This is a genomic window from Pseudomonas sp. AU12215 (assembly GCF_001675465.2).
GTDB lineage: Bacteria > Pseudomonadota > Gammaproteobacteria > Pseudomonadales > Pseudomonadaceae > Pseudomonas > Pseudomonas nitroreducens.
In genome coordinates this window covers 106802-129776 of the sequence record NZ_MACM02000160.1, presented here as the reverse complement: position 1 = coordinate 129776, position 22975 = coordinate 106802, and the positions used below count along the sequence as shown (strand labels likewise).

28 protein-coding genes are annotated in these 22975 nt (G+C 56.3%); 17 read left to right on the top strand and 11 right to left on the bottom strand.

What is annotated here, in order from left to right; all coding sequences use genetic code 11:
- Nucleotides 1-262 precede the first annotated feature (262 nt).
- Nucleotides 263-1849: an Ig-like domain-containing protein gene (locus A9513_RS25475; protein WP_083196218.1), complete on the bottom strand. Its 1587-nt coding sequence runs from the start codon at nt 1847-1849 to the stop codon at nt 263-265.
- A 149-nt stretch (nt 1850-1998) separates the two neighbouring features.
- Nucleotides 1999-2763 (bottom strand): GIY-YIG nuclease family protein, encoded by a 765-nt coding sequence (locus A9513_RS25470; protein ID WP_065085935.1) that lies wholly within the window; start codon nt 2761-2763, stop codon nt 1999-2001.
- A gap of 191 nt (nt 2764-2954) precedes the next feature.
- Here A9513_RS25470 and A9513_RS25465 point away from each other — a divergent pair, with 191 nt between their 5' ends.
- Entirely contained in the window at nt 2955-3653 is a 699-nt protein-coding gene (locus A9513_RS25465) for a GNAT family N-acetyltransferase (RefSeq protein WP_065085934.1), read from the top strand.
- A gap of 728 nt (nt 3654-4381) precedes the next feature.
- Here A9513_RS25465 and A9513_RS25455 read toward each other — a convergent pair.
- A complete protein-coding gene (locus A9513_RS25455; protein WP_065085932.1) occupies nt 4382-4678 on the bottom strand; it encodes a hypothetical protein in 297 nt (98 codons plus the stop codon).
- Between the two features lie 204 nt (nt 4679-4882).
- Between A9513_RS25455 and A9513_RS25450 the strand changes: the two genes are divergently transcribed.
- The 10 genes from A9513_RS25450 (at nt 4883) to A9513_RS25405 (ending at nt 9653) form a co-directional block, all read left to right on the top strand.
- Nucleotides 4883-5338: a hypothetical protein gene (locus A9513_RS25450; protein WP_065085931.1), complete on the top strand. Its 456-nt coding sequence runs from the start codon at nt 4883-4885 to the stop codon at nt 5336-5338.
- Nucleotides 5328-5762, top strand: coding sequence for a hypothetical protein (locus tag A9513_RS25445; RefSeq protein ID WP_065085930.1), 435 nt, complete (start codon nt 5328-5330; stop codon nt 5760-5762). The genes A9513_RS25450 and A9513_RS25445 overlap by 11 nt, the downstream gene beginning before the upstream one ends.
- A 100-nt stretch (nt 5763-5862) precedes the next feature.
- Nucleotides 5863-6240 (top strand): hypothetical protein, encoded by a 378-nt coding sequence (locus A9513_RS25440; RefSeq protein ID WP_232925137.1) that lies wholly within the window; start codon nt 5863-5865, stop codon nt 6238-6240.
- Between the two features lie 86 nt (nt 6241-6326).
- Nucleotides 6327-6482, top strand: a complete 156-nt coding sequence (locus tag A9513_RS36210; protein ID WP_176707286.1) for a hypothetical protein — start codon at nt 6327-6329, stop codon at nt 6480-6482.
- 13 nt (nt 6483-6495) lie between these two features.
- Entirely contained in the window at nt 6496-7032 is a 537-nt protein-coding gene (locus A9513_RS25435) for a hypothetical protein (RefSeq protein WP_065085929.1), read from the top strand.
- Nucleotides 7033-7047: 15 nt separating this feature from the next.
- Entirely contained in the window at nt 7048-7488 is a 441-nt protein-coding gene (locus tag A9513_RS25430) for a hypothetical protein (protein WP_141678528.1), read from the top strand.
- Nucleotides 7489-7508: 20 nt separating this feature from the next.
- A complete protein-coding gene (locus tag A9513_RS25425) occupies nt 7509-8090 on the top strand; it encodes a hypothetical protein (RefSeq protein ID WP_065085927.1) in 582 nt (193 codons plus the stop codon).
- Nucleotides 8087-8266, top strand: coding sequence for a hypothetical protein (locus A9513_RS25420; protein WP_065085926.1), 180 nt, complete (start codon nt 8087-8089; stop codon nt 8264-8266). The genes A9513_RS25425 and A9513_RS25420 overlap by 4 nt, the downstream gene beginning before the upstream one ends.
- Nucleotides 8267-8560: 294 nt before the next feature.
- Nucleotides 8561-8956 (top strand): hypothetical protein, encoded by a 396-nt coding sequence (locus A9513_RS25410; protein ID WP_065085924.1) that lies wholly within the window; start codon nt 8561-8563, stop codon nt 8954-8956.
- A 100-nt stretch (nt 8957-9056) separates the two neighbouring features.
- Nucleotides 9057-9653, top strand: a complete 597-nt coding sequence (locus tag A9513_RS25405) for a hypothetical protein (RefSeq protein ID WP_065085923.1) — start codon at nt 9057-9059, stop codon at nt 9651-9653.
- A gap of 162 nt (nt 9654-9815) precedes the next feature.
- Here A9513_RS25405 and A9513_RS25400 read toward each other — a convergent pair whose 3' ends face one another.
- The 4 genes from A9513_RS25400 to A9513_RS25385 form a co-directional block, all read right to left on the bottom strand.
- Entirely contained in the window at nt 9816-10364 is a 549-nt protein-coding gene (locus tag A9513_RS25400) for a hypothetical protein (protein ID WP_065085922.1), read from the bottom strand.
- A gap of 83 nt (nt 10365-10447) precedes the next feature.
- Nucleotides 10448-11017, bottom strand: coding sequence for a LemA family protein (locus A9513_RS25395; protein WP_065085921.1), 570 nt, complete (start codon nt 11015-11017; stop codon nt 10448-10450).
- Nucleotides 11018-11021: 4 nt separating this feature from the next.
- Complete coding sequence (locus A9513_RS25390) at nt 11022-12128, bottom strand: hypothetical protein (RefSeq protein WP_065085920.1); 1107 nt, start codon at nt 12126-12128, stop codon at nt 11022-11024.
- 73 nt (nt 12129-12201) lie between these two features.
- The gene (locus A9513_RS25385; protein WP_065085919.1) at nt 12202-13119 is read right to left on the bottom strand and encodes a DUF6011 domain-containing protein; all 918 of its coding nucleotides are present in this window, start codon (nt 13117-13119) and stop codon (nt 12202-12204) included.
- Nucleotides 13120-13343: 224 nt separating this feature from the next.
- On the opposite strand from A9513_RS25385, the gene A9513_RS35230 reads away from it, so the two are divergent.
- Nucleotides 13344-14096, top strand: coding sequence for a GIN domain-containing protein (locus tag A9513_RS35230; RefSeq protein ID WP_083196217.1), 753 nt, complete (start codon nt 13344-13346; stop codon nt 14094-14096).
- 14 nt (nt 14097-14110) lie between these two features.
- On the opposite strand, the gene A9513_RS25370 is transcribed toward A9513_RS35230, so the two are convergent.
- The 4 genes from A9513_RS25370 to A9513_RS25350 all read right to left on the bottom strand — a co-directional run bounded on the left by A9513_RS25370 (nt 14111) and on the right by A9513_RS25350 (nt 18580).
- Nucleotides 14111-14668, bottom strand: a complete 558-nt coding sequence (locus A9513_RS25370; protein WP_065085916.1) for a hypothetical protein — start codon at nt 14666-14668, stop codon at nt 14111-14113.
- Nucleotides 14669-15180: 512 nt separating this feature from the next.
- On the bottom strand, nt 15181-15798 hold the full coding sequence (locus A9513_RS36205; RefSeq protein WP_176707285.1) for a hypothetical protein: 618 nt from the start codon (nt 15796-15798) through the stop codon (nt 15181-15183).
- A 79-nt stretch (nt 15799-15877) separates the two neighbouring features.
- The gene (locus A9513_RS25355; protein ID WP_065085914.1) at nt 15878-17959 is read right to left on the bottom strand and encodes a hypothetical protein; all 2082 of its coding nucleotides are present in this window, start codon (nt 17957-17959) and stop codon (nt 15878-15880) included.
- 24 nt (nt 17960-17983) lie between these two features.
- Complete coding sequence (locus tag A9513_RS25350) at nt 17984-18580, bottom strand: YpsA SLOG family protein (protein WP_065085913.1); 597 nt, start codon at nt 18578-18580, stop codon at nt 17984-17986.
- 242 nt (nt 18581-18822) lie between these two features.
- On the opposite strand from A9513_RS25350, the gene A9513_RS25345 reads away from it, so the two are divergent.
- The 5 genes from A9513_RS25345 to A9513_RS25320 all read left to right on the top strand — a co-directional run bounded on the left by A9513_RS25345 (nt 18823) and on the right by A9513_RS25320 (nt 22890).
- The gene (locus A9513_RS25345; protein ID WP_065085912.1) at nt 18823-19572 is read left to right on the top strand and encodes a hypothetical protein; all 750 of its coding nucleotides are present in this window, start codon (nt 18823-18825) and stop codon (nt 19570-19572) included.
- A 67-nt stretch (nt 19573-19639) separates the two neighbouring features.
- A complete protein-coding gene (locus A9513_RS25340; RefSeq protein ID WP_065085911.1) occupies nt 19640-20095 on the top strand; it encodes a hypothetical protein in 456 nt (151 codons plus the stop codon).
- 181 nt (nt 20096-20276) lie between these two features.
- The gene (locus A9513_RS25335) at nt 20277-20726 is read left to right on the top strand and encodes a hypothetical protein (protein WP_065085910.1); all 450 of its coding nucleotides are present in this window, start codon (nt 20277-20279) and stop codon (nt 20724-20726) included.
- 189 nt (nt 20727-20915) lie between these two features.
- Nucleotides 20916-22462 (top strand): IS3 family transposase gene (locus tag A9513_RS25325; RefSeq protein WP_086937305.1). Its coding sequence is split into 2 segments (ribosomal slippage): nt 20916-21402 and nt 21402-22462, totalling 1548 coding nucleotides; the frame shifts between segments, so codons are not numbered across the junction.
- A 65-nt stretch (nt 22463-22527) separates the two neighbouring features.
- Nucleotides 22528-22890 carry a hypothetical protein gene (locus A9513_RS25320; protein ID WP_141678526.1) on the top strand — a complete coding sequence of 121 codons (363 nt, stop codon included), beginning with the start codon at nt 22528-22530 and terminating at the stop codon, nt 22888-22890.
- Nucleotides 22891-22975: the final 85 nt, after the last annotated feature.

Here is a 22975-nt window from a genome sequence, read left to right as displayed (position 1 = left end):
AGCATAGCGTTCCTAAAGTAAGTACTACAGCAGCGGCCGCTGCCCGCTGCCCGCTGCCCGCTGCCCGCTGCCCGCTGCCCGCATTATACGTGAAAATACCTTGTAAAACAAAGACATATACTCATGACCTCTTCTTTGATTCAGTGATTGTTCCACTACTTAGTGGCTAATGATCTGCCTATCAGTCCCAATGAATGGGGTGTCGGTTGCTTAATTGGAAATGAGTCAGCAGGTGGCAGAATGTCTGCCACCCCCCAAATCCTCAATTTGAGACAGAACCCCTTGTGACAACGGGTACGCTCTCGGTCGTGCGAGTAACCATGCGGCCCGCCTGTGTAGGCTGGTCGTTCACCGGAGTGACGACCACAGTCACCACGGTCGGAGCCGACCATGCTCCTTCCAGATCCTTTGCCCGGTAAGACACTGAGGTGGTGCCATTCCAGTCCACTGCTGGCGTGAACAAAAGGCGGTCGCCCTGGATCGATGCTGAGCCGCTTACTGCTGAAGGAGGGGTGACCATTTCGAAGACGAACGTCTGGAGGCTATCAATGTCGGTAGCCTTCAGTGTCACTGCTCCCGGTGTGTCCTCGGGCAGGGTGAGTGTGAGCGGAAGCGCAACAGGCGGGTCATTCACTGGGGTTACAGTGATCGCGATCGTCGCCACGTTGGACCAGGCGCCGGCGTCGTCCTTGGCTCGGTAGGTAAGGCTGGTGGTCCCGTACCAGTCTTCCGGCGGGGTGTAGGTCAGTTTCCCACCGTAGATTGAGGCGAACCCATGCCCAGGCTGGCTGACTACTTCGAAAGTGAAGCTCGAGCTGTCGATGTCTGAGGCTGAGAGTGTGAGTGTCGCCGGAGTGTCTTCGGCAGTAGTGATTGATCGGCCAGCGACAGCTGGTGGATCGTTCACCGGGCGAACGATGATGGTGACAACTGCTGGCGCCGACCACGCGCCACTGGAGTCTTGAGCTCTATAGGTCAGGGTGGTGGTGCCATTCCAATCCCGAGCCGGATTGAAGGTCAGTGTGGAACCGCTGAGTGAAGCGTTACCATGCGCAGCGTTAGGCTGAGTGACTATCTGGAAGATGGTTGGTGCAGGTGAGTCAATGTCAGTTGCCGTGAGTACCACGCTGCCCGAAGTATCTTCGTCAGTGGTGAGGGTTTTGGCTTGAGCAACCGGCGGGTCGTTCACCGGTGTGACGGTGATGGTGACTGTAGCGGTGTTTGATACAGCACCTTTCGAGTCTGTTGCTCTGTAGGTGAGGCTGGTGGAGCCGTTCCAGTTCGGCTTCGGATAGAACAGTAAGGTCGAGCCTGCAATCGAGGCTGTGCCGGCCTCGGCGCCGGGCGATGTGATGATCGTAAAGGTGTGCGTATCACCAGCATCAGGATCTGTGGCGGACAGGGCAATCGAGCCGGTCGCATCTTCGGCTGTTGTAAGGCTGCGGTTGGCTACGGTGGGTGCAGAGTTGAATTCCCCGCAGAGCTCGTACTCGGTCCAGTTACCTGAGAACGCGCTGCTTCGACTGCTGCCGAAATAGTAGGACTTCCCGCCGGCGGTAAACGCGTGAGAGCCCCAGTTCTGCGGCTTGCTGCTTTGCGGGCCTTTGATTGTGAACCTGGACCCATTGATGACCGCGTTCCAGTCGTGGCTGTTTGAGCCGTCGCAGATCTCCGTTTCGGAGTAGGTGCAGTCGGCCATGTAAACGTAATTGCTTCTGTCGTACAGGCAGCTGGCAGCTTCAGAGGCTGTTGATTGGAAAATCAGGAGTGCGAATAGTGGTGCGCCTGTAAGTGGCCATCCGCTCCTGGCCCGCTTGCCCTTGCCCAGCGAGATTATTTTCAATGTCATGGTGCCCCCTGCAATCAGATTGAGGGCACATGATCATCCGTACGAAAAGCCTTTTTAGCTCAATCCGTACCCCAAAGAGGGAAAAACTAGACAGATCTGTCTACATGTGGAATCTGTCCCAGGGTGGTTTGTAGTCGGAGCTCCTGATTTCAGCTGATTTGCTGCAGATCGTGGCTCAACTCCAGGGGCTGCTGAGGGTTGATCCCTGAAGGTCGGACAGTATTGAAACCCGTGGTAACGCTGTTCAGGGTTTCTATCCAATGCCGCTCTCGGTCATAGATGTAGGCGGCTTTATCTTTGCAGTCTTCAGGGAAACTGATGCTTTCGAGCACCGTGTATTCCCAGTCAGTGACGGGCGCAGCACGAAGTGCCTCATGGAATTTGCACCCGGTTGGCGTGCACAGATGCTGCCACCACCTCAGGGTGAAGGGTTGTGTTGTCTGGCCTACATAGCTCATGCCGGTTGACCGCTGCCGGATTTGGTAGATCACTGGGGGCAGTTTGCTTTCCCCCGCCAGGCGGTATTCCTGGACGTCTTTCAGTTTGCCGGCGTCGGCGCATTTCTTCGAGCAGTAGTCCTTCCCTTTGAAGTCGGCGTGCGCATCGTTGTACTTGTCGATAAGTCGGAAACCAGCCCCGCATTCCTTGCAGTTTGTCTGGCGGAACCGGCGAAGGATGTACTCGTTGGTTGGGTCAACCTCCTCGATCCTAAGCAGATAGGCATGCTCATCCATGTCCTTCTTCAGGACCCGGAGAGGGAAGGTGCGGCTGTATTCCTCCTCGATCAGTTCTTTGGCCTTTTTCTTATCAGGAGCACTCACCAGGCCGCTATAGACTGGAGGCCAGGCCCATTCATAGGAGGGAACATACTCAGAAGGTTTTTTTCCCTTAATCGTGTAGTAGAAGTCAGGCACTGAAATGCTTCCCTAGGTAGTCAGCGATGACTCCGATTCTGCATGCCCTGGTGAATATGCAATCTCAAATTGGGCCCGTGGCCTGGCCGTGTTGCGGTTTTAAGGTTTGGTGAGAAATTTGTGGCTAACCGCCAAAGGAGTGAAAATCTTCACCCATTGGTCCAGGCCACCCTGATTAGAAAGGCGACAGCATGAGCTTTACGATCACCCATGTTCGGGACTATCCCGGACCACATATTGCCCTCCAGGTTGTTGAACTGGCGGTAGAGAACCTCACCGATATCACCCTCCTGGCAGTACCGCCGAGCAACCTGATGTACGAGGTCTATAAGCACGCGATCGGCGTAGAGATTGGCGTGTATGTCGAGCATATTGGCCAGACCGGTGACATCAAGGTCGGAATGGTTCAGGCCACAGACGAAGCTGGTGCGTTGATTGGGTTCCTCATTTACCTGCCAGTAAATGGCTGCCCTGATGCCTGCGGCGTGACCTACATGGCTGTCTCCGGCCGGCGCCGGCGTCAGGGTATCGCGCGCGCGATGGTTAACGAGATGCTGGCGCTGTTCCCACATGCGGGACTGAGCTGCTCTATTGAGAAGGTGCCGTACTACGAGGCGCTGGGGTTTCAGGTTCTGGATCGCCGTGACAACCAGGTGTACATGAACACTCGGGATTACACGGCCGCCGGGATGATGGGAACACTCAATGTGGCTCCCATCTATGAATCACCGGTGGTGCAGCAGATTCAGGACGAGATAATCAGAAAGTATGGGCGCCGGGCTCTGGTTGATGCGCAGAAGCAGCTGGCTCGCAGCTATGAGCGAGGGCAGGCCCGTGCCGAGAAATTCGTACGCGAGCACCTGGCTACGAAGGCAGCGGAAGTGGGTTGAAGAGGTCGCTGGGCGGCCGCCGACTGGTGGCCGTTACAGCAGATCGTAGCACCCGGTCTTGATCTTGGACTCAATGCAAGCAAAGGTCCGCTCGGTTGAGCCTGTCGTTTCTTTCGTGAGAGTCACCCCGTCACCAAGCGCAGCTGATACCGCTCCACGTACGTGGAAGCTCCCTACGTCAGTTACCAGCGTGGTCGAAGTCGAAGAGGACGTCTCATGGAGATGAATACTGGTGATGTTGCCGACTGCTGTGCTCACGGCGGTCTTTGCGAAGATCCTGGCAGGGGGAGCGCCAGAGTAGTCCCTGGTGCTCGCCCAGGTGATGAACATAGCGAGCAGAAGCGCGACCCAGGGGAGGAGCACGTAGTTTCGGTTTAGGGGCTTGCTTCTGATAGACATGACGGGCGTCTCGGCTACTGACTTTGATCAGAAGTATCTTCGCAGTCGAGAGAAGTAATCATCAGGCAATCAGCCCCGTAAACCGGGGCTAATAGGGGGCGGCTGTTTATTTGCCTGCAGCTTGTCTAGCGACAGCGAAGTACCCGTACACGTAGTCACCTATTTCACTCCCCGTGGGACTCTGCCACTCACATTCGCCATCGTTCCAGAGAAGGTCGCCAGACTTGATTCTGGCTTCCATATCCTCAGCTGACAGCAGATCGTATCCATCAGGTGGCGGTGCGGTATCTGTCATCGCTTCATGTCCTTTAGCAGGGCTTACCTCAAAGTCAGGTTGGCAGCTCACTCGCGAACGGATGCTGGGGGCCTGCATAGGCGTATCCGATGACGCGATGGATTGGAATCTCCAGCGGTTCAGGGATAACCCCGGCAAAGCTGAAAGTCAGAAGAGCCCCAGCTTTGAAGGTTTCGGAATCCACGATTTTCCCCTCATGGATCGATCCGTTATCCAAGAGAAATACCACTGGCCCGTAGCTGTTCGGCGGCAGGCCGCTCTTGAAGTTGAGAGCAAACGGTAGTTCCCCGTCGCCCATCACCAGGGGCAGTTCATTGAGCGAATTTTTCATGGAAGGCCTTCTGATTGTTGATCGGCCTAAGGCTCTCATTTTTTGCTGGAACTGCAAGAGGCCAGACCAGCATGCGAGGTTGACTTACAGGCCCGGTTCCAGGGGCGGACAGATGACTTGCGGTTTCAAAAAGGATGGGAGAATTGAGTGTAGATGGCTGCTTGAGAGTAGCCCCTGAACGGTATCCTCTTGGGGAGGAAAATTATGGCCAAGGTTCGCCGATTCTATGCACCAGGTCTTGATGGCTTGGCCCGATCCAAGGAGTTCGCCCTCCGGGAGATGACTGAGCTGGTACTGGGTTCGGATTACGACTCCCTTGCGAAGGAGCTTGCATCCAATGAGAGCGAGCGGTTGAAAGAGAAGCTTCGAGCAGACGAGGCGGAGCGTGCCCTTGTCTCTCTCAGGGACCAGCTCGAGGCGCTAAAGGTGTCTTCGGTAGCCGCGTACGCCGTTGTTGGTGGCGACGATGGCGGACCGACGCAGAAAATGTCTGTGGCTGCAACTGATGGCGTCCAGTACGCGGTTTTTGGAAACAAGCCTTCGGCGGAAGACTGCAAGCAGGGGGCCGGCGAGCAGGTGTTGCTTGTCCGAATAGTCGATGGCGTAACCCTCGACCAAATAGCCACCCAACACAAAGGAGATAAAGATCATGACCGGTAAAGAGCACCTGAAAGGACACATTTCCTTCGCTGACATGGTGAGCACCCATATTGCGGCATGGCGTGAGGCGCTGACAGACACGCTCATGCTCAAAGGCGATCCGGATGACCGTAATTTTATCGAGCATGAGCTCAAGGCCCTGGATGACATTGAGGCAGCTCTGGAGATCGAGTTAGGCGCAACCGCTCAAGGAGTCGTAGCCGAGACGGGGTCGGATGAGTTGAAGGTCACGAATAAGATCCTGACTGAGGCGTTGGTACCGTTTGCTCGGTATGAACAAGCTCGAAACGGCATGGGTGGCAACTCGCCCAAAACTGGAGCTTTGTGGTGCTGCTCGGATCGATCTGGTGATCGCGAAATCACCGTAGAAGACATGCAAAAAGCCCTTCGCCTGGTTGAGGAGCACGCGGCTACAGCGCTCTAACGCTGAGAACTGCGAGAGACAGTTGCATTCTTTGGGAGTGCGAGAGAATGCAGTCTGTAAGTCGCTTGAAGCGCTATTGAATTGCTAAGAGAGGATGCTCATGCAGGTAGACAAAAGCGGGATGTATGTTTCGTACGGGATGCCCGTCGACCCGAATGCCCGGACGAAACAAAGTCATCCGTACAGCTACGACCCGATCACCCAATTCCTTGATTCATCGGTGAAGCCTAACGGCACGATCTATACCGATCGGCTTCTCCAGTGGGACTTCAAGAAGCATGACCTCCTGTGCGAGAAGCACTTTGGCAATCGCGGCCAACGCTGGGAGGGGAGAGCCCCGAAGAAAATCGAGGCGTTCCTTCGTGATTGGTGCGAGAACCAAGGTCTTCAACTGGCCGCGGTGATTGAGTACTGCAACGTTGCTACTGGTTATCCAACCTGGCGGCTGGACTATTTTCAGCCTGAAAGCGATGCCTGACCCTGCTTCATAGAAGGTGTCAGATCCAATCGTCACAAGGGATATCTCACCCCGACTTTTCAGGGCAGGAAACTGGAGACAGAAAGATGCCAGACAACCTGAAGAAACTGCTGGAAAGCATTCCGCAGCAGCCGCAACGTCAAGATTCCACCAATGATCAGTTGCGCGACCTCAGGGCTTTTGCAAATCGCCTGGGCTTGTATGACGCCGCTGACCTAATTCGAACGCTCACTTCCAAATAAGGCGATCCACCCAATGAACCGTAAATCCACTGATGTCGAGGGCTGGGTCGCCTTTCCAGTGAACGATCCCGCCTGGAAGAACACCTTCGAAGGCGGGATGCTGGTCAAGCTGGTGGTCTGCGATAACCGCGACTTCGATACCCAGCTCGGCGTTTGCTGTGGCGCCAATGTATTTGACGTGATGAGCGAGACATTTGTAGGTGATGACAAATGCCCGCAACCTCTGTCGCCGATCGTCGACGAATCCGATCCTGAAGCCTTGCTCGCAGCGCTGGCGGCTGAGCAGAAAGCGCAGGGTGAATGGGTTTCGCGGCATTACCCCCGGTATGCCGATGCCTCGGTGCAGGGAATTGAGCAATACACGTCGCGGCCTTACGTCGCGGCTATGGTCATCGGTTCTACTGGGTGGTCCGGTTCTCGCGTTGAGGACCACCAGACTTGGGTCTGCACGTTTGAAGACCTGACTGAAGAGGGTAAGGCCCTTTATCGCCAGCTCCAGAAGCTTTACCAGGGCTGTGACATTCACTTGCTGACTTTCCTTGATACCTGAAGGTGGACATGCCGTATGGACAACCGACAACTCGACATTACCTCTGAAGGAAAGGCTCCTCTTGAAATGGCGCTGAGCATCGCCTGGCCGGGGGCCGTTGGTGGCAAGGCTACTCACTACAAGGAGATCAACCTTGCTACAAAGACTGACTACTACGGGAGCCCGACCAGTAGCCACAGCGAATCGCAGGTTGAGTCCGAGAAGGGGAAGAAAACGCTCGTTCTCCTATGGAAATCTGAGCAAGATGCTTTGGCGCTTCCGTACCCTCTTGACCTTAAGGAGGCTGTCAGCTTCGTCGCTGGTTGGCTGAGAAACGCAGATTATGGTCGTGAGCCTGGCCACGATGGCAGCAACGGGAAGGGATGGCGTGTATTTACCGAGGCCTGGGGGCACGTGGCCGGACATCGCTGCGCGATCGTGGCCGTTCAGCCAGCTTGGGCTATGTATGGGAAGTGACGCATTAAGAGGCGCTTAGCATGGCAGTGTACTTCTACGGGGAGGGCGACCATCCGGCCGGGTTTGTGGGCTACCGAGTTGTGACCACGATCGGAGAAGCTGATCTACTCAGGCAAAGATACTTCGCCCTATCGCAGTACAGTCCTCGTGAAGCATCGCATTTGGCTGATGAGCTGGATGCAAAATGGCGGGCTGAGGCAGAAACTGTCAAAAGGGAAAACCGTATCCGCCGTGGGCGTGCCAACGGCGGGCCAGGCATCATTGCAATGGGGCTTCGGGCAGCGTTCAGAGTTGAGCGTGGACGGAAATCGCACTACGGGACGTACGTCACTCCCTGCTTCATCGTTGGATATCCTGGATATGGCAAGGGTCAGCAGGTTTTTGCCACCACGGTGCACGGCTTTGAAGAGGCGTTCGAGAAGGCGGTTGACCTCTTTTGCAAAATTCACCTCTTGAGCGCCAGCGAGCGTGAATCGCTCATGCGCAGACGGCCGACTAAAACCCTTTTCTGTCACGCGCTTTGGCTGAACCTTCTAAAGAAGGGACACATCATTACGGAGGCAGAAGTGAAGGGCAAACTAACGAAGGTGAAAGAACGATGACCGAGTTTGAGTGCTTCCTCCCATGGGTGGATGGTCGGCCTTTGATTAACGCCGTCGGCTCATCGGAGAACGAATGTCACGCCAACCTGACCATGATTGACCTTTCCGATGAGGAGTTGCAGCGAGTCCAGATACTGCCTGCAACGATCAAGTTGAAAGGGGCGGCGCCACAGTAGAGGTCTCGATCCATTTCCTTGCATATCTGCCGGCCCATGGGAACCTAGCAGCAATTGCTATTGAGGGTACTGACTGTGGCTGGCATTGATGACTTTGTGGAAGAGGTACGGCGAGATATCACGCGGTTCCAGGCTGCTTGGCATGCTAAGCACAAGGAGGATCCCGAGCGATACCCTCTAGAACTACCCGCGGATAATGAAGGGCTGTGGTTCGAGTTCTTCATGGATTTCATGACCAGCGGGAAAGAGACCCTCTAAAATAGAGAGACCTCGCCTGTTCCCTGGAGCATCCTCATGAAGTGGCACCTGATCGAATCCGTGTCACTCGATAAACCGGCTCTCGGTTCCCCCTGCAATGGATGCGGCATCTGCTGCATTGCCCAGGTCTGTGACCTGGGTGTTGCGCTTGGCGACGATCAGAACTGTAAGGCGCTTCTACAGCGGTCAGAAGGCACGTTCTCCTGCGGCCTGGTGGACGATCCCTACCGCTTCATTCCGGAAGACGACCTATCCAAATGGCAGACTCTCGACCAGATGAGTGGCGGGACTGCGGGCGAGCAAGCGCTCAAAAGTCTTTATGCTGAGATGCTCGGTGCTGGCCGCGGTTGCGATAGCGATGACGAGGCCTTGCAAGAATGCATTGAAGAGGCGCAGCGCTTTTGCCAACTGCCCCTGAGCCTTCCTTTCTAGACCGATCGTCCCCCTGAACCCGCCCAAAGCCATCTACGAAAGGCGTGCACTGGGAGGTAGGCTGTAGTCTACTTCTCCGATCTTTTATGGGAGGCTCAACATGAAGAGCATCTTTGAGCGTTTGGCGCAGGCGCTCCAGGGAAACGCGGAATATCTCGCTGAGCTGCAACGGATTCGTGAAGCATATGACGCTGGCGTCAACCAGGTTGACGACGTTCAGGGCTTTGTAAAGCGGCTTCGGTTTGCTGGTGCTCTCGAAGCGACCACTGCAGGTAGCATCGAAATCGACTTGCTGTTTGTGGCTCCGCTAGATACTGCGGCAGGGGCGCAAAAGGAGCCGCTCTACGCACAGAACTCGATGCTTGGTGCAAGCAGTCCGATGGACAAAGAGGGTATGGTCTGGCAGCTGGAACAGACCATCAAAGATCTGCAGCGTCAGGAAACCACTGAGTTCAGGAGCCGCTATTTCGGCGAATGCCTGGCCATGCACAAAACTCTGGCAATGATCGGATGGCTCGATGCTGCTGAAACCGACAGCCTGTACCTGCAGATCGTAAAAGCTCACGAAAAGGCCATCGGGCAATGCCTCGACGCTGGCGAGCCAGTTTCACCTGAGGTGCTTCAGAAGGAGTCCTACCGGCGCCAGCAGGCAGAGGAGAGGTATGCTGCGAGCCAGGTTCTAGGGGCTTCAGATTGAAGGTGCAGATTTTCTCAGGAAGATCTATCACGGATGGGATTTTTAGTGCCGTCATGGCCTTGGCCAACGATGTCGGCCAGGGTGTGGTTGTAGCTGAATAGGCAAAAGAAAACCCCGGCTCTGTTGGAAGCTACCGGGGTTATTTACCAGCTTGCTGGGCGATCAAAAATCTTCAGGCCGCTCATACTCCACGCTGGGATGTGCCGAATTAAGCAGCGAGAGATTGGTCTCTTCGCAGCTCAGGCGATTCCGGGCCTCCTCCAGCTTCTTCTCCAGGTCTTCGATCCAGCGACGCGTGTGCACTGCGCCAAGCGCTGCGCTCCTCTTTGCCCAACGAACAACCTGGTCGCGATCGCCTGAATAGGTGTTCTCGTACTGCAGGTCCCCATCATGAGTGATATTGGGGTAACCCAGGGCCTCGCAGTGCTTTTCCAGGATCTCGGCACCCTTGTAGGTGTATACCGGGATGGAGCGGGCGAACTGGTCGGGGGTCTCCAAAAGCTCTCGAAGCTTTGCAGGATCCGCCAGCATTTCCGCTTGGTAGCGAGAAAGGTCCTTGTTGGAGTGGCTATCGAGCTTCTTTACGAGCTGGCCATCTGGTCCAACGACGATTAGGTCAGGGATGTAGCCGGAGCCAATACACAGCCCCTGGGGCTGCATGTGGACGATATGCCCGATTTGGTAATGTTCCTTTACTGCCTTCCAGCCCATTTGACTGTCCTCAGATTCGATGTTGTATGAGTCAGCGGCCAAAGGCGGCCGCTGCAGACAATGTCAGTTCCAGACCAGGCGGTTTAGAAGTTCGGGCGGTACTCGAAGCCCGCAGATGCAGCTTCGTCGGTGAAGGGGTTGATAGCGGTCTTCTTGTTGAGGAAGCTATTCACCAGGGAGCCAGGGAACATTTGGATGGCATTGTTGAAGCGCTCGACCTCTCGGTTAAAGATGGTGATAGAGGCCGCGACGTTGTCCTGCTTCTCAGAAATCTCGCGCATCAGGCTGTTGACCACTTCAGAGGCCTTTAGGTCAGGGTAGGCCTCAAACGCGACGCGCAGGCCGCCCAGGAGCTCCTTGGTTTCCCGTTCGACCGTTTCCAGGGCATCGCCATTGGCTTCCTTGGGAAGGCCGCTGATTGCGCTCCGCAGCCGGGTTACTGTCTCAACTACTTTGCTTTCGTACTCTTTGAACAGTTTGGCCTGCTCAAGGAGTGCCTCGAGCACTTTCGTCTTGGCACGCTCGAATGCCAGAACGTCAGACCAAGCCCGTTGTGCACGGTTATGGCCGCCGATGATGCCGTTGTAGAGGCCGATGGTGGATAGAACTACGAGCGCCACGACGGCTATGGTGATGATCACGGAGATTTCCACGATTTCATTGCTCCTGAATAGATGCGGGGGTTGGGATAGGGGTGAAGTTGTCGTCGTGCTGCTCAGCCAGCCTGTGCACCAGCTGGAGGACGGTAGTGAGATGAGGAAGCTGCACGCCTTTGGCGATTTCCTCATAGAAAGCATCGGGATCAGCCAGGGACGTCTTCATCGAGTAGTCGAGCAGGTTGTCGTTGCCAAAGCTGACACAGAGGTTTCCGTCTTGGGAGAACTCGAGATTTGCGCTGGCCAGGTAGCGCGGCAGCTCTAGGAGGGTCAGGACAGTGGTTGGCTTAGCGAACTTCGCACAATCCATCTCAGTCGGCCCCGTGAGAGTGAAGTAGCTGTTGAAATCAGTTGAGGTGGTTTCCCAGCTGGTTTTACGGTCGATGTCCGACATGCCATCAGCTCGAACTGCGATTCCGCGTACCCATGGGAATCGAAACACGATGCTGTAGCGGTCAAAGTGGTCGTAGACCGTTTTAACCACGGTTCTATATCCGCCCTTTCCATCAGACACACGTTCAACGACGACACGCTTGTTCACGTAATGAAGGTGATGGAAGACATACGGGATGAGGTGCAAAGCCCCCTTGTATGTGCCCCCAAGCGACAGCTCAATCTCCCGGCTGTAGTTGCCGCGGTGGTAGTCCGCGAACTCAGCCATCAAGCGGGAAAGGATCTTCTCTGGATTCTTTCTGATGTGCTTGAGGCCAAGAGTGAGGTAGGACGACATCCGTGCTATGCGACGCGAGAGGTCTGGAAGCATGCTGGAACGGCTTCCGATATAGGTCAGTGCAGAGAGGGTAGATACCACTCCAAACACCGCCGGCACGATCTGGATAATGGTGTAATCAATGCCCGTGAAGCCGATCAGCCAGTGTCTAGCGCTCTGCGGCGCCCAGAGCATGAGCCAGATAGCCAGAAGTAGGAATGCAGCCCCGACCCCGGCCAGGATCCCAGGAGTGGTGTTGTCAAAAGTAAGCGGCCCTTTGAAGTCGCGAACCTTCTGAATAGCCGCCAGCAGGTCATCCTTGCTTGCGGCCGAATCCACGTCGTCGCTGACGGTATTGATCAGCTCGAGCAGCTGCTTGTTGTGGGTCGGAGATCCCATCAGTTCGTTTCTCCGTCGCCGACGGTGTCAGCAACCTGGTTGTTGGTGTTCAAGGTGGATTGAGCCTGGAGTGCTAACCGAAGAAATTGCTTGCGCAGATTGGCCCGATCCCGGCCTCTATGGAGGCATGGTTTGTCAGTTCTCGGCCGCAGCAAGAGCAGGAGCCAGTTCGACGGCCATAGGCGACTGCAGACTCCGCCGGCGCTCCACAGGAAACGAGTATTGCGGCCTCCAATTCACCTGAGACGTCCCGGCTGCGATAGAACTTCCCACTGGTGATCCGGCCCAGGTACTCGCCCGCTGTGTCTTTCAGGTATAGGGAGCCTGCCCACTTCCCCTTCTCGCTTGCGAACGAAAGAACAAAGCCCACGTCGCCGGCAAGAAGCCGAATTTTCGGGTGTTTGATGCCGTTGCCACGTGCCCGATCCATCGCGGTTGTGACCGCGCTCATGTCGAGCACCGGTAGGGCTTTTACCCGCTCTGCTTCTGCTGCCTCGCGCTTCTTCCTTTCCTCCTGTATCGCTTTGAAACTGGCAATGCACTTTTTGCCGGCAGCGATTTGCGATTCGGAAAGTTTCCCGCACCGCTTGACGTCATCGCGTAGCGAGATGGCATACGCGAAATCTGTGTCCCGCCACCACTCGGCGAACTCAGGATGCAGAGCCTCGAAGGTCTCTAGGTTGGCAGTCTGTTTCTTTTCGCGATTAGCGGCGGCCTTAGCTCGGGCTGCAGAGCGCTGGGCAGCAGTGGTTTTAAACGTGAGGGTTCCTTTGCCATTACATTTCAGGCACACGATTCCGTGCTCGGAACGGTGGTGGTAGCGGCCGGACCCAAAGCATTTGGGGCACGTCTCAATGATCAGGTCAGCAACGGCCGCTACTGATGTGTTCTTCGATGCGGCTTCGATCGTCGGAGGCAGCTCGACGTGGACAGGAGCGCTGTCAAATTCGTCCAGGTCATCAAACCCCTGAAACCCAATGTCCTCGCTCATCGAGCACCTCTATTTGCCAAAGGATTCATGTGCATGAAGTGATTTTCCACAATGTCTGGAAAGTGCAAGGACTCCACAGACCCCAACAGCACATGCTGTGAAGGTATGTCTAAATCAGTGTGTCAGGGGCGCAATCCGGCCCTCTCCTTGGTGCGAATAGGCACGCGCTACCGAAACGACTTTGAAAGACTGGGGCATCGTTCAACTCACAGGTACTTGAACCTATGACCGCTTCTCTTATGGGCCCCGCACACGAAGAAAACGAATGGAAAGCCGCCAATGGTTATGTGAAGGAGGAGCGCCCTGTTCAGCAGGTTCGAAAGCTGCTCGTGATAGGCGCAGTCAACGTCGTCTTCTTTACCGGCTCCAAGCCGCAAATGGTTGTAGCGGGCGAAAACCGGGACGTTATCAACCGTGTCAAAACCTATATTGATGGCGATAAGCTGGTCATCGAGCAGGAGGGCGTCACCATCCAGGGCGGCGGTGGCCGAGTCCACGTTTCGGGTTCAGGCAACATTGTTGCCGGCGGTTCGATTCACATTGGCGGGCGTGGCGGGGTGTCAATGAGCTTTGGAGGCTCATCTGCGAATGTAGTGGTTTCCTCGGGAGGTTGCCTTGTAGGCCTGGCGTTGCCAGAAGCCCCTACGGTGGGCATACAGGGGAGCGGTGAAGTCGTCCTGTATGGACTGAACCAGCAGACCCTTGAGATCAGCATCCAAGGGTCCGGCGATGTAACAGCCTTCGGGCGGGTCGATGACCTCGAGGTTGAGATCGCCGGCTCTGGTGATGTAGATGCCAGTGATCTTGTTGCAGCAGCCGCAAGGCTTTCGATCGCGGGCTCGGGAGGCATTGATGCGCATGTCACTCGGTCTGTGAAAGCCCGGATTGCCGGGTCTGGGGATGTCGTCGTACGCGGGAACCCGGCGGCGAGAGACCATTCCGTTGCTGGTTCGGGAAAAGTGAAGTTCAAGGGGTAGGCCGGTAGGCCTTTCTACTTGCGGCGCCTGAACACCTTGATCTTGTCTAGCCGCGGGGTAGGGTACCGAAGCATCAGGGTCATCTCAGGCACCTCCTCTACGGCGCTAAAGAACGCGTCAGTGGCGCAGCCCCCAAGGAACGGGGGAGAAGTACTGTAGTCCGTTACCTCCCCAATGAAGACGATCAGGGCGTCGTGTCGCAAGGAGGCTAGAGCTCGGTGCATCTCCCCCGTGGTCGTAGGCCAAGCAACCAGCAGTATGTCCATCCAGGCGCCGTACTTCGACACGGCTTCAATCACACTGATTTCTTCAACTTCGATGGCATGGCCAAGCATATCGCTGCCGTCGTGACTGCTTTGCAAGCTGGTAGCTATAACTGGAATGCCCTGCTCCCGGAGGAGGGCGCTGAGGTGACCGCGGCCGGCAAACACCTCCAGGACATTCTTGCCGTCGAGGAAAGTCGCCAAGCTAGAGATCAGCGGCTTACTCAAGTAGGCGTAAAGACAAGCGGCACGCTGCGCAGCGGCGGTGTCGTAGCAAACTCCTTCGGGAAGATCGTTGAAGCTGAGCACCCTAGCGCCTCCGGGCTAAAGAGTTGCTGACCCAACCTGATGCCCTTTGCCATACGCGGTGCCCAAGCTGCTTGGCGGACCGATCTCCAAGGAGACCGGCAAGTAGACCTCTCCACCAACAAACGATCAGATCAGTCTTTGTGGGCTCAGCAAGGCCGTAATGCTGGTACACTTCAGCAGCCACACACCTGCTGTGTTCTGCGCTGTCCAGTGCGTTCTTCAGGACCCTGGTAAGAGATCGATTCACTGCTGCTTCAGCAACGTTTTGAAGCAGCCTCCCGTCATCTGAGTCCCCTTAGGTACTCGTGAAGTCATTTCGCGGTTTTGGCCATCCGGTTTGAAGACCTCACCATTGGGTAAGGTGATGATGCACGTAGGCGAATCCAAGTGAAGGACCCTGTAGTCAATCTGATCCACGTGATCAGGCTTCAGCAACCAGAGTACAAGGGCTAGCGAACCGAATGAGGCCACACAGGCAGCAAACAGGGAAATCTTGCTTCTTGCCTGCATGCTTATTCGTCCTTCAGGCGTTCAAGCCTGCCGAACAAAGGCAACTCCATTAGGTACGCCTCATCGGGTCGGTACTGGCTGTTTTCCAGGCTGCGTAAAATCTGCATGGCGAGACTAAGCCCTTGTTCTTTGGGGATGCGAATGCGGACAAGGTCGGGGTAGTGCGACTTGCCGTCAGCGACAACCATTCCCTCTTCCAGGGTAAACACGTGGTCGCGCAAATCTGGAGCCGCAACCGTTTTCTCGGGGCTCGATGCCTTGATATCGGTCCCCTCCAGATCGCAAAGATCATTCGCCATTTTTTCGAGCAGGGCATGCTGGTCGATGAAGCTTGGGATTCGAGCCTTCCATACTGCTTTGTTGTTGTCTGCCTGCCGGCGATCGCGGTCATAGACCTTGATTACCAGCTGAAAGAACCACCAGTCGCCCCGGTGCCAGGCCTCGTATTGTTCCTGGGATATGGGGTACTCGGCGTTAGGGCTGACCTCAGGAGTTGCCGCTGGATCAGGAAGGAAGCTGATTTCCAGCGTGAGCCCGCGGTGCTCGATGTAAAGGGTGGTCTTCTCGTTCTGGTGCATCGAAATGGCGAGAAGAATGGGCTGATGGCGCGAGCTGGTCATGTGCTGCTCCGAGATAAGGTAGTGGGCTCGATTATGTCGCATCCTGGGGGAATGCAATACGAAGTGCCTGATACCTACATCAATTCGACCGATCTTTGCTTTTCCATTGATCGTTGTAACTCCGATAAATAGTTCGATCAGATGGTAGTTGCATCGATTTTTGGATGTTGTTTAGTGCACGTTTAGAAAGGCACAGCCGGATCTTAAAGGCCGAATGAGACTCCCAGGGGTTTGTGAGAGCCCAGGCCACCGGATCGATCCGGTCGAGGATGTGGTTTCCTCTGGATTCGGTCCGGGCACGCCAGTGTTGAAGAACATCAGGAAGCTCACTGTGTGGTACGCCCGCGAGGAACGCCAAGTCACTGGAGGTGTGTGGGGTCAGGTACAGGCTGTAGGAAGAGCGAGCGCCAGTTATATGGCAGGCATGAGCGCTTGCAGAGTTGATCCACCCCTGGCTCAAAGTGTGGTCGTGATTGATGTACAGGCAGTTTTTGTCGTACTCCGCCTTGTCGTACAGTTTCGCGATGCGGTACCGAGCCATGTCCTGGCCAATCCGTGAATGGTTGTCCAGTCCCAATTTTGCGTCATCGCGGCTGCAGTCAAACCAGACCTCATCTTGTGTGGCCAGCGCGTAGAGAGTTCCCACATTCGCAGCTAGGCGCTCCTCATACCATTTCTTGATGTCTTCCTTGCGCTCTGTGTACTCAGCGTACGCAAGGCGCTTGATCTCACGGGCCAGGTTGTACCGAGCGATGAACGCACGGTCGGCCAGGATCTGTTCTTTCGAACCAAAGCCGGCAGTGTCGAGCTTGTGGAACTCGTAATACTGGGTGTCATTGCGGCTGAAAACACTGTTTTTGAGGCGCTGGAGTTCACCTGATGAAATGAGCTTCAACTCATTGGAGCGTGAAGTCACATACGCAGAAACGTCACCGCTTCCCATCAGGTTCATCAACGCTGGATTTACTTTGGCGCTGTAGCGGTCGACCATCCACTGATTGTGGTCCCCGCCGAACTCCCCGATTGCCTCTCGGACTGCATCGTCAGGGTATGCAATCTCCTGGACGTTAAGCTCCTTCGCCTGGATTCCTTCGTATTGAACGACAGGTAGCCCCGCCTGTTTAGCGTGCTCGATAAGGGTGGATTCGATCTTCACCATGTCGCCGGTGTAGGAGAGCTGAGCGGGCTCGATCGGCTTTCGCCAAAAGCGTTCGACGATCAGCTCGAACATCAGCGTGATCCAGATGATTTCTTCTGGCATCAGGTCCTTGATGGGGGAGAGCGGGAAGGCCGTTTGGTTGAGAGGGGCTATGGCGTTTCCGAAATCCTGCTTTTCGATCCAGAGGCTGCCTGATTCCTCGTCGTACTGATAATTCATCAGGTTGTAGGGAAACCAATTCTGCACGACACGCTTGCCGAAAGACTTGTCCGGCCGCCGGGACATGTATGCCTGCAGCGGGTGAGAGTGCTGAGCGATGTCTGAAAGAGTGATGACGTTGCCACCATTGCGGATGGCGAAGACGAAGTAGCTTTGGTAGTCGTCGGGAGTGCGGATCAGGTTGAGTGACACGCCGGAGGGCGCTTTGCACACAGCCTGCAGCATCGAGTTGATGTTCCAGAACTGATAGACCTCCCGGTTGTAGACTGGCTTGAAGGACTCATCCTCGGTAGCGCCAACCAGGAAATGGTCGACGCGTAGGCGCTGCATAGATTTGAGGGCGTCACGGCGCAGGAAGGCTATATCGTCCTGCTGCTCAATCAGGGTCATGACTTCGTCACGGTCGGCGTGGTAGTGCCGCACAGCCTGGCGAGTTACTAACTGGAAGTGGGACAGGTCCTCGAGCATTTCCTTGTCGTTCATGATCGAGAGCAGCTTTTTGATCTGTGCAACAAAGGACTCGACCCGTTCAGGCTCGTTCAGGAGCTCGTTGAGCTTGAAATGCGTGTGCTCGATGAAATGCCTCGAGAAGTAGCTGAGCAGCAGGAAGCCTGTGATGTTAGTTTCATCCAGGTCAAGAGCCTCTTTGATGGCCTCGCTCATCGAGTGGACGGCCCATTCAGAGAGGCGCCCAGAGAGTTTGAAGCTACGGCGGTCTTCATCGAAACCGGTCACAGCCACCCAGAGGTTAAGTGCTTCAACAAGGCGTTCATGCTTGGTCATCGTCGATGCTCTGTCAGGATCGGTCTAGAAATTGAAAGTCGATTGGGTGCCCAACTTTCTATGGGGCTGAGTGGTGGAGCAAAGGTCGTTGCGTAGTGAGACGAGATAGCCGTCTATTTGCTGCTGAATCTCGAATGGCGTACGCGCGCGATCGACCTGGTCGAGTCCGCGTTGCAGAAAGCCTTTTGGGAAGTAGCCCAATGCCGGGATGGAGAGCTCACACGCAGCTACCAGGCCGGCCAGATCAGCACCCGTCTGGCCACCGCTACGCATCAGCTGGATTGGTACGGCCTGGCATGCGGCACGTACCGCCAGGTAGATCCAAAGGTTGACGCTTTCTTGGGTCCACCCGTGTTGGGAGAGCGTGTATATGCCGTTGCCAGCCACGTTGAGCGTTGAGGCGCCATGCTTGCGCAAACTCGCCGCCAAGATCATGCCGGCCTCTTCCGCTGGGGTGGTGAGCGGTATCGCGATATATCGCTTCCCGGCGGCCTTGTGGGTGAGGCGCTCACCCGCGGTACCGAAGTCCGAGGCAAAGGCAACTGTCAGATCGGCAGACTCAGCATTCACGAGAGTCCGAGCTCGATAGCCAGGAATAGGATGTTGCTTAAGTGTCAGCATGGGAGCGAAGTCCAGAATCAATGCTGTCAGTCTCTCATTTCCCCCAGATATGCAAGCCGGCGTTGGGCCAGACTGAGGGCCTTGAATGGTCCTTTGCGTTTTGGGAAGATGCAGGCTCTTGTGTGTGCCGATGCCGGTGCACCTTGTCAGCTGCGCCTGCAGCACCATTGGCCTAGTGCCGCAACCCATCGGGGAGCCATCCCCGCCTGGGTGTGGTTCTCCCTTAATCTGTGGAGAGAACCATGAACCAAGTTAAGCCCACCAAGACCCTGGAACTGACCGTAGAGGTAATCACTCGCTCGACTGTAAAGGTCGTCGTAGAGGTTGCTGAGGAGGTCGGCCTCAGTCGCTATGGTGAAATTGGAAAGGCCCTTTTCGGCGCTATACCTCAAGCGATGTTCAACGTTGTCGAACGCCGTTTCGAGCGTGTCTCGTTCGACAAATCCGATGAGCCTGCAACCGTCTCCGTAGCAGAGGATTGTGAGGGGGCGCTTCGGCTTTCCAAGTGCGTTGATAAGGTTGACCTGGTGCTGGAGGAGTGTGGCAGCCTCGACGAGGATGGCCATTTTGTCTTCTGTGCTGGGCATGACAACAAGCGTCAACCAGTGATCACCTGGCCGGTAAACCCGAACAGCGTTGTCGGTGTAACGGCGAAGGTCACACCATTCACCGAAGATAAGAAGCAGATCGTTCTGGCGCGTTTGGCGAAAGCTTTTGCGCCTGATGCTCTTCCTGAAGCACTGGAGGTTACCTTCCAAGAGTTTGGGCAAGACGAGCTTAAATTCGTGGATGACGGTGAAAGCTATGCAGAAGTCCTCCTGGTTGCTTCGGTGAAGCGCTCGGAGTTTACGTATAGCAGCTGGGATGAGTTTTCCAGCTTTGCTTTCGGCATCTTCGATGAGGATCCGTGCAACCTGATTGCTGCGGATATCCGCGTAGCAATTGATCGCTATATGGCTGAACGAACTGTGGCCACCCACAGCGTCGCTTAACCCCTTCAAAACCCCAGCGGGATTTAGCCCCGCTGGGGCTGGTCCTGCTCCTTTCAGGAGTGATTCCATGTCCGCATTTCAGCAAATCATCAACCCGCTCAGCGCCTTCGGAAACGTCTACTCCGGAGCTGATTACTTCGGTCTCCAGATGGTGAAATTTTGGTTCAACAACCGGCTTCACCAGGTGCTGGTTGGCACCGAAAACTGCGAGAAGCTTCGCGAGACCTATAACGGATCTGCGGAGGACTTTGAGCGTGACTGTGTCACCCGGATTGGCACTGCCTCTTACGAGGATCAATCCGCGCCAGCGGGGGAGGTAGTTGCCTTTCTCAACCAGTGGCGCCAAGCCAGTCATCGTGATCGTGTTGCACGACTTACGAGCCAGCCTGAGCGCTACGGGTTCCTCACTGAGGAGGATCTGGAACCTGCTCCACCGGTACTGGTTCCGGCCTTCTACGTGCAGGGCAGTGGCTGGGTTAAAGCGCAGGATATCGAGGGCGCTCGATTGATGGCGGGTTTGTAGCTAGGAATCCCCCGGCATAGTGCCGGGGTGTTTCCTGAGATCCCACTCCAATGCTTTCAGCATTGGAATGCGATTTCCACGTCAGGGGGGAGCCCCGCCACAGGGACGAATTGGCAAGTAAGTCCTTTGTTTAGGGCCTAGGCTCGCTTCCATCTATTAACGCCCCTGAGGATGCGAGCCGATGAGTGAAAAATGTGCTGTGTGTGAATTGAACAAGCCTTTCAAACTGTGGACCAAGAAACAGAAAATTGGTCTGGCTATTACCGCTGCCTTCCTTGTTCTATTTCTGTTCCTTCTGGACAGCAATGGTCCCTTGATGAAATGGGCGAGATCCGTTGACCGTGAGCAGCAAATCGAACAGATCGGCGCTCAGATGAGCGACCTAGCGGCTCAAGGTAAGCCTGACGCCATCGTCTGGATGGCCGTGAACCATCCAGGTGACCCGGAACGCCTCAAGGCGCTGGAAGCGTTAGCTGAGTCGGGAAATGGTGAAGCAATGATGACTCTCGCAACCATTAAGCATCGCTCTGACCCGTACCTCGCCAAGGTCCTAGTTAACAAGGCTGCAGCAGCGGGGCATCCCGACGCCGTCTTGGCAGTTGTTCGGCACCCCGATACCTACAAGCTGTAAGCCCAAGTCGAAATGGCCCCATCGGGGCCATTTTCGCATCTGGCATTCAAAGATTCGTACCACTTGCGGGGGCAAACTCGGGTTTATCCACTTGCTCGGTCAGAGATTATGAATCTCCCGCCGCGTCAGGATAGTTGTCGTGTGAGTTGATTCGATGAGTCTTGGTCGGTGGGCGGAAGTGAGAGCCGTGTGGCGCGTTATTCGATAGAGCATCGGGAGTGGGTGGTGCGGCAGATGATGCCGCCCTTGAACCGGACGGTGCCGGAGCTGGTGGAAGCGACAGGCATTACTGATGCCACCCTGTATGCTTGGCGCAAACAGGCCAGAGCAGCGGGAGCAGTGGTGCCGGGAGATGGACAGCAGGCCGACCAGTGGTCGAGCCAGGACAAGTTTCGGGTGGTGCTGGAAAGCGCCAGCCTCAATGCGGCTGAGCTGGCGGAGTACTGCCGGCGCAAAGGCCTGTATGTCGAGCAGATCAACGCCTGGCGCGAAGCCTGCGAGCAGGCCAACAGCCTGGCTCAGCCGATCAAGACCCGGCGCGAACGCGAAGAGGAAAAGGCCGCGAAGAAGCGCATCAAGCAGCTGGAGCGTGAACTGCGGCGCAAGGATGCGGCGCTGGCAGAAACCGCGGCTCTGCTGGTGTTACGAAAAAAAGCCGAGGCGCTCTGGGGGAAGGACGAGGACGAATGATCAGCGCCCCGGATCGCCGTGAAACGCTGCAGTTGATCGAGGACGCCGTGGCGGCGGGAGCGCGGCGGGCGCAGGCCTGCGCCGAACTGGGCCTGTCGCTGCGCAGCCTGCAGCGCTGGCAGCACTGCCCGGAGGATCGGCGTCCTTCGGCACAGCGAGCTGAGCCGGCCAACAAGCTGACCCCGCAAGAGCGCCGCCGCGTGCTGGAGGTCGCCAACCAGCCCGAGTTTGCCAGCCTGCCGCCGCAGCAGATCGTGGCGCGGCTGGCCGATCAGGGCACCTGGCTGGCCTCGGAGTCGACCTTTTACCGGTTGCTGAAGGACGCCGAACAGCAGCATCCGCGCGGCCGTAGCCGCCCACCGGTGAAACGAGCGCTGACGACCCATGTGGCCGACGGCCCGAACCAGCTGTGGTGCTGGGACATCACCTGGCTGCCGACCACGGTCAAGGGCCGTTACTTCTACTGGTACATGATCAAGGACGTCTACAGCCGGAAGCTGGTGGCCAACGAGGTGCATGAAAGTGAAAGCGCCGAGCAGGCCGCCCAGCTGCTACGCCAGGCCTGCCTACGTGAACAGCGGGCAGGCCAGCCGCTGGTACTGCACTCGGACAACGGCAGCGCGATGAAGGGCTCGACCATGCTGGCGGCCATGCAGAACCTGGGTGTGATGCCCTCGTTCAGCCGCCCGCGGGTGAGCAATGACAACGCCTATGCCGAGGCCTTGTTCCGCACGGCGAAGTACTGCCCGCTGTGGCCGGAGCGGCCCTTCGACACGCTGGAGCAGGCCAGGAACTGGGTGAACAGCTTCGTGGCCTGGTACAACCATGAACATCGCCACAGCGCCCTGAAGTTCGTGACCCCGGCGCAGCGACATACTGGCCAGGCGGAAGAGTTGCTGCGCAAGCGTATCGAGCTGTACGAGGCGGCGCGTGCACGGCACCCGGAGCGCTGGAGCGGCAACATCAGGAACTGGGTGCTGGCACCAATCGTGTGCCTGAACCCGGAGCGGGAAGCGGTACTGCAGCAAACATCAAAGGCAGCGTGACACGCTCACGCGACAACTACCTTGAAAATCGCCGATCTCAAGCATGACTAGAGCAGGCGAGAACTGTGGACGCACGAGAAAAGCTAACCAAGAGCGAATTCACCATGCTTCGCTCGTTGGGTAAGCAAGGGGGCTACATGCGGTATGACGCCCCGTTGTGGAGGATTGGCCGCCGCTGGGACACCGACCATAACTTCGAGATCGAGGCCCGCGATGCTTGTGAGTCGCTACTCAAGAAGGGCTTGGTGATCGGGCAGAGACTGCATTGCTGCAACTACCACATCAGCATGGGCGAAGAGGCCTTCTACGTGCTATCGGCACGAGGGAAGGCTTTTCTCGAAAGAGCCAACCTGCCTCGCACAATCAGCGTTTTACAACCTGAAGTTTCCCAAATCATCCCTCCCTCGCAGGCAGCCATGCCGGCCTAGATGCGATCCCTTTCCACCTGGTGGACAGGGCTATATAGGGGCTCATCTTCCAACCAAACTCAGCAAACCCCAGCGAAAGGATAAT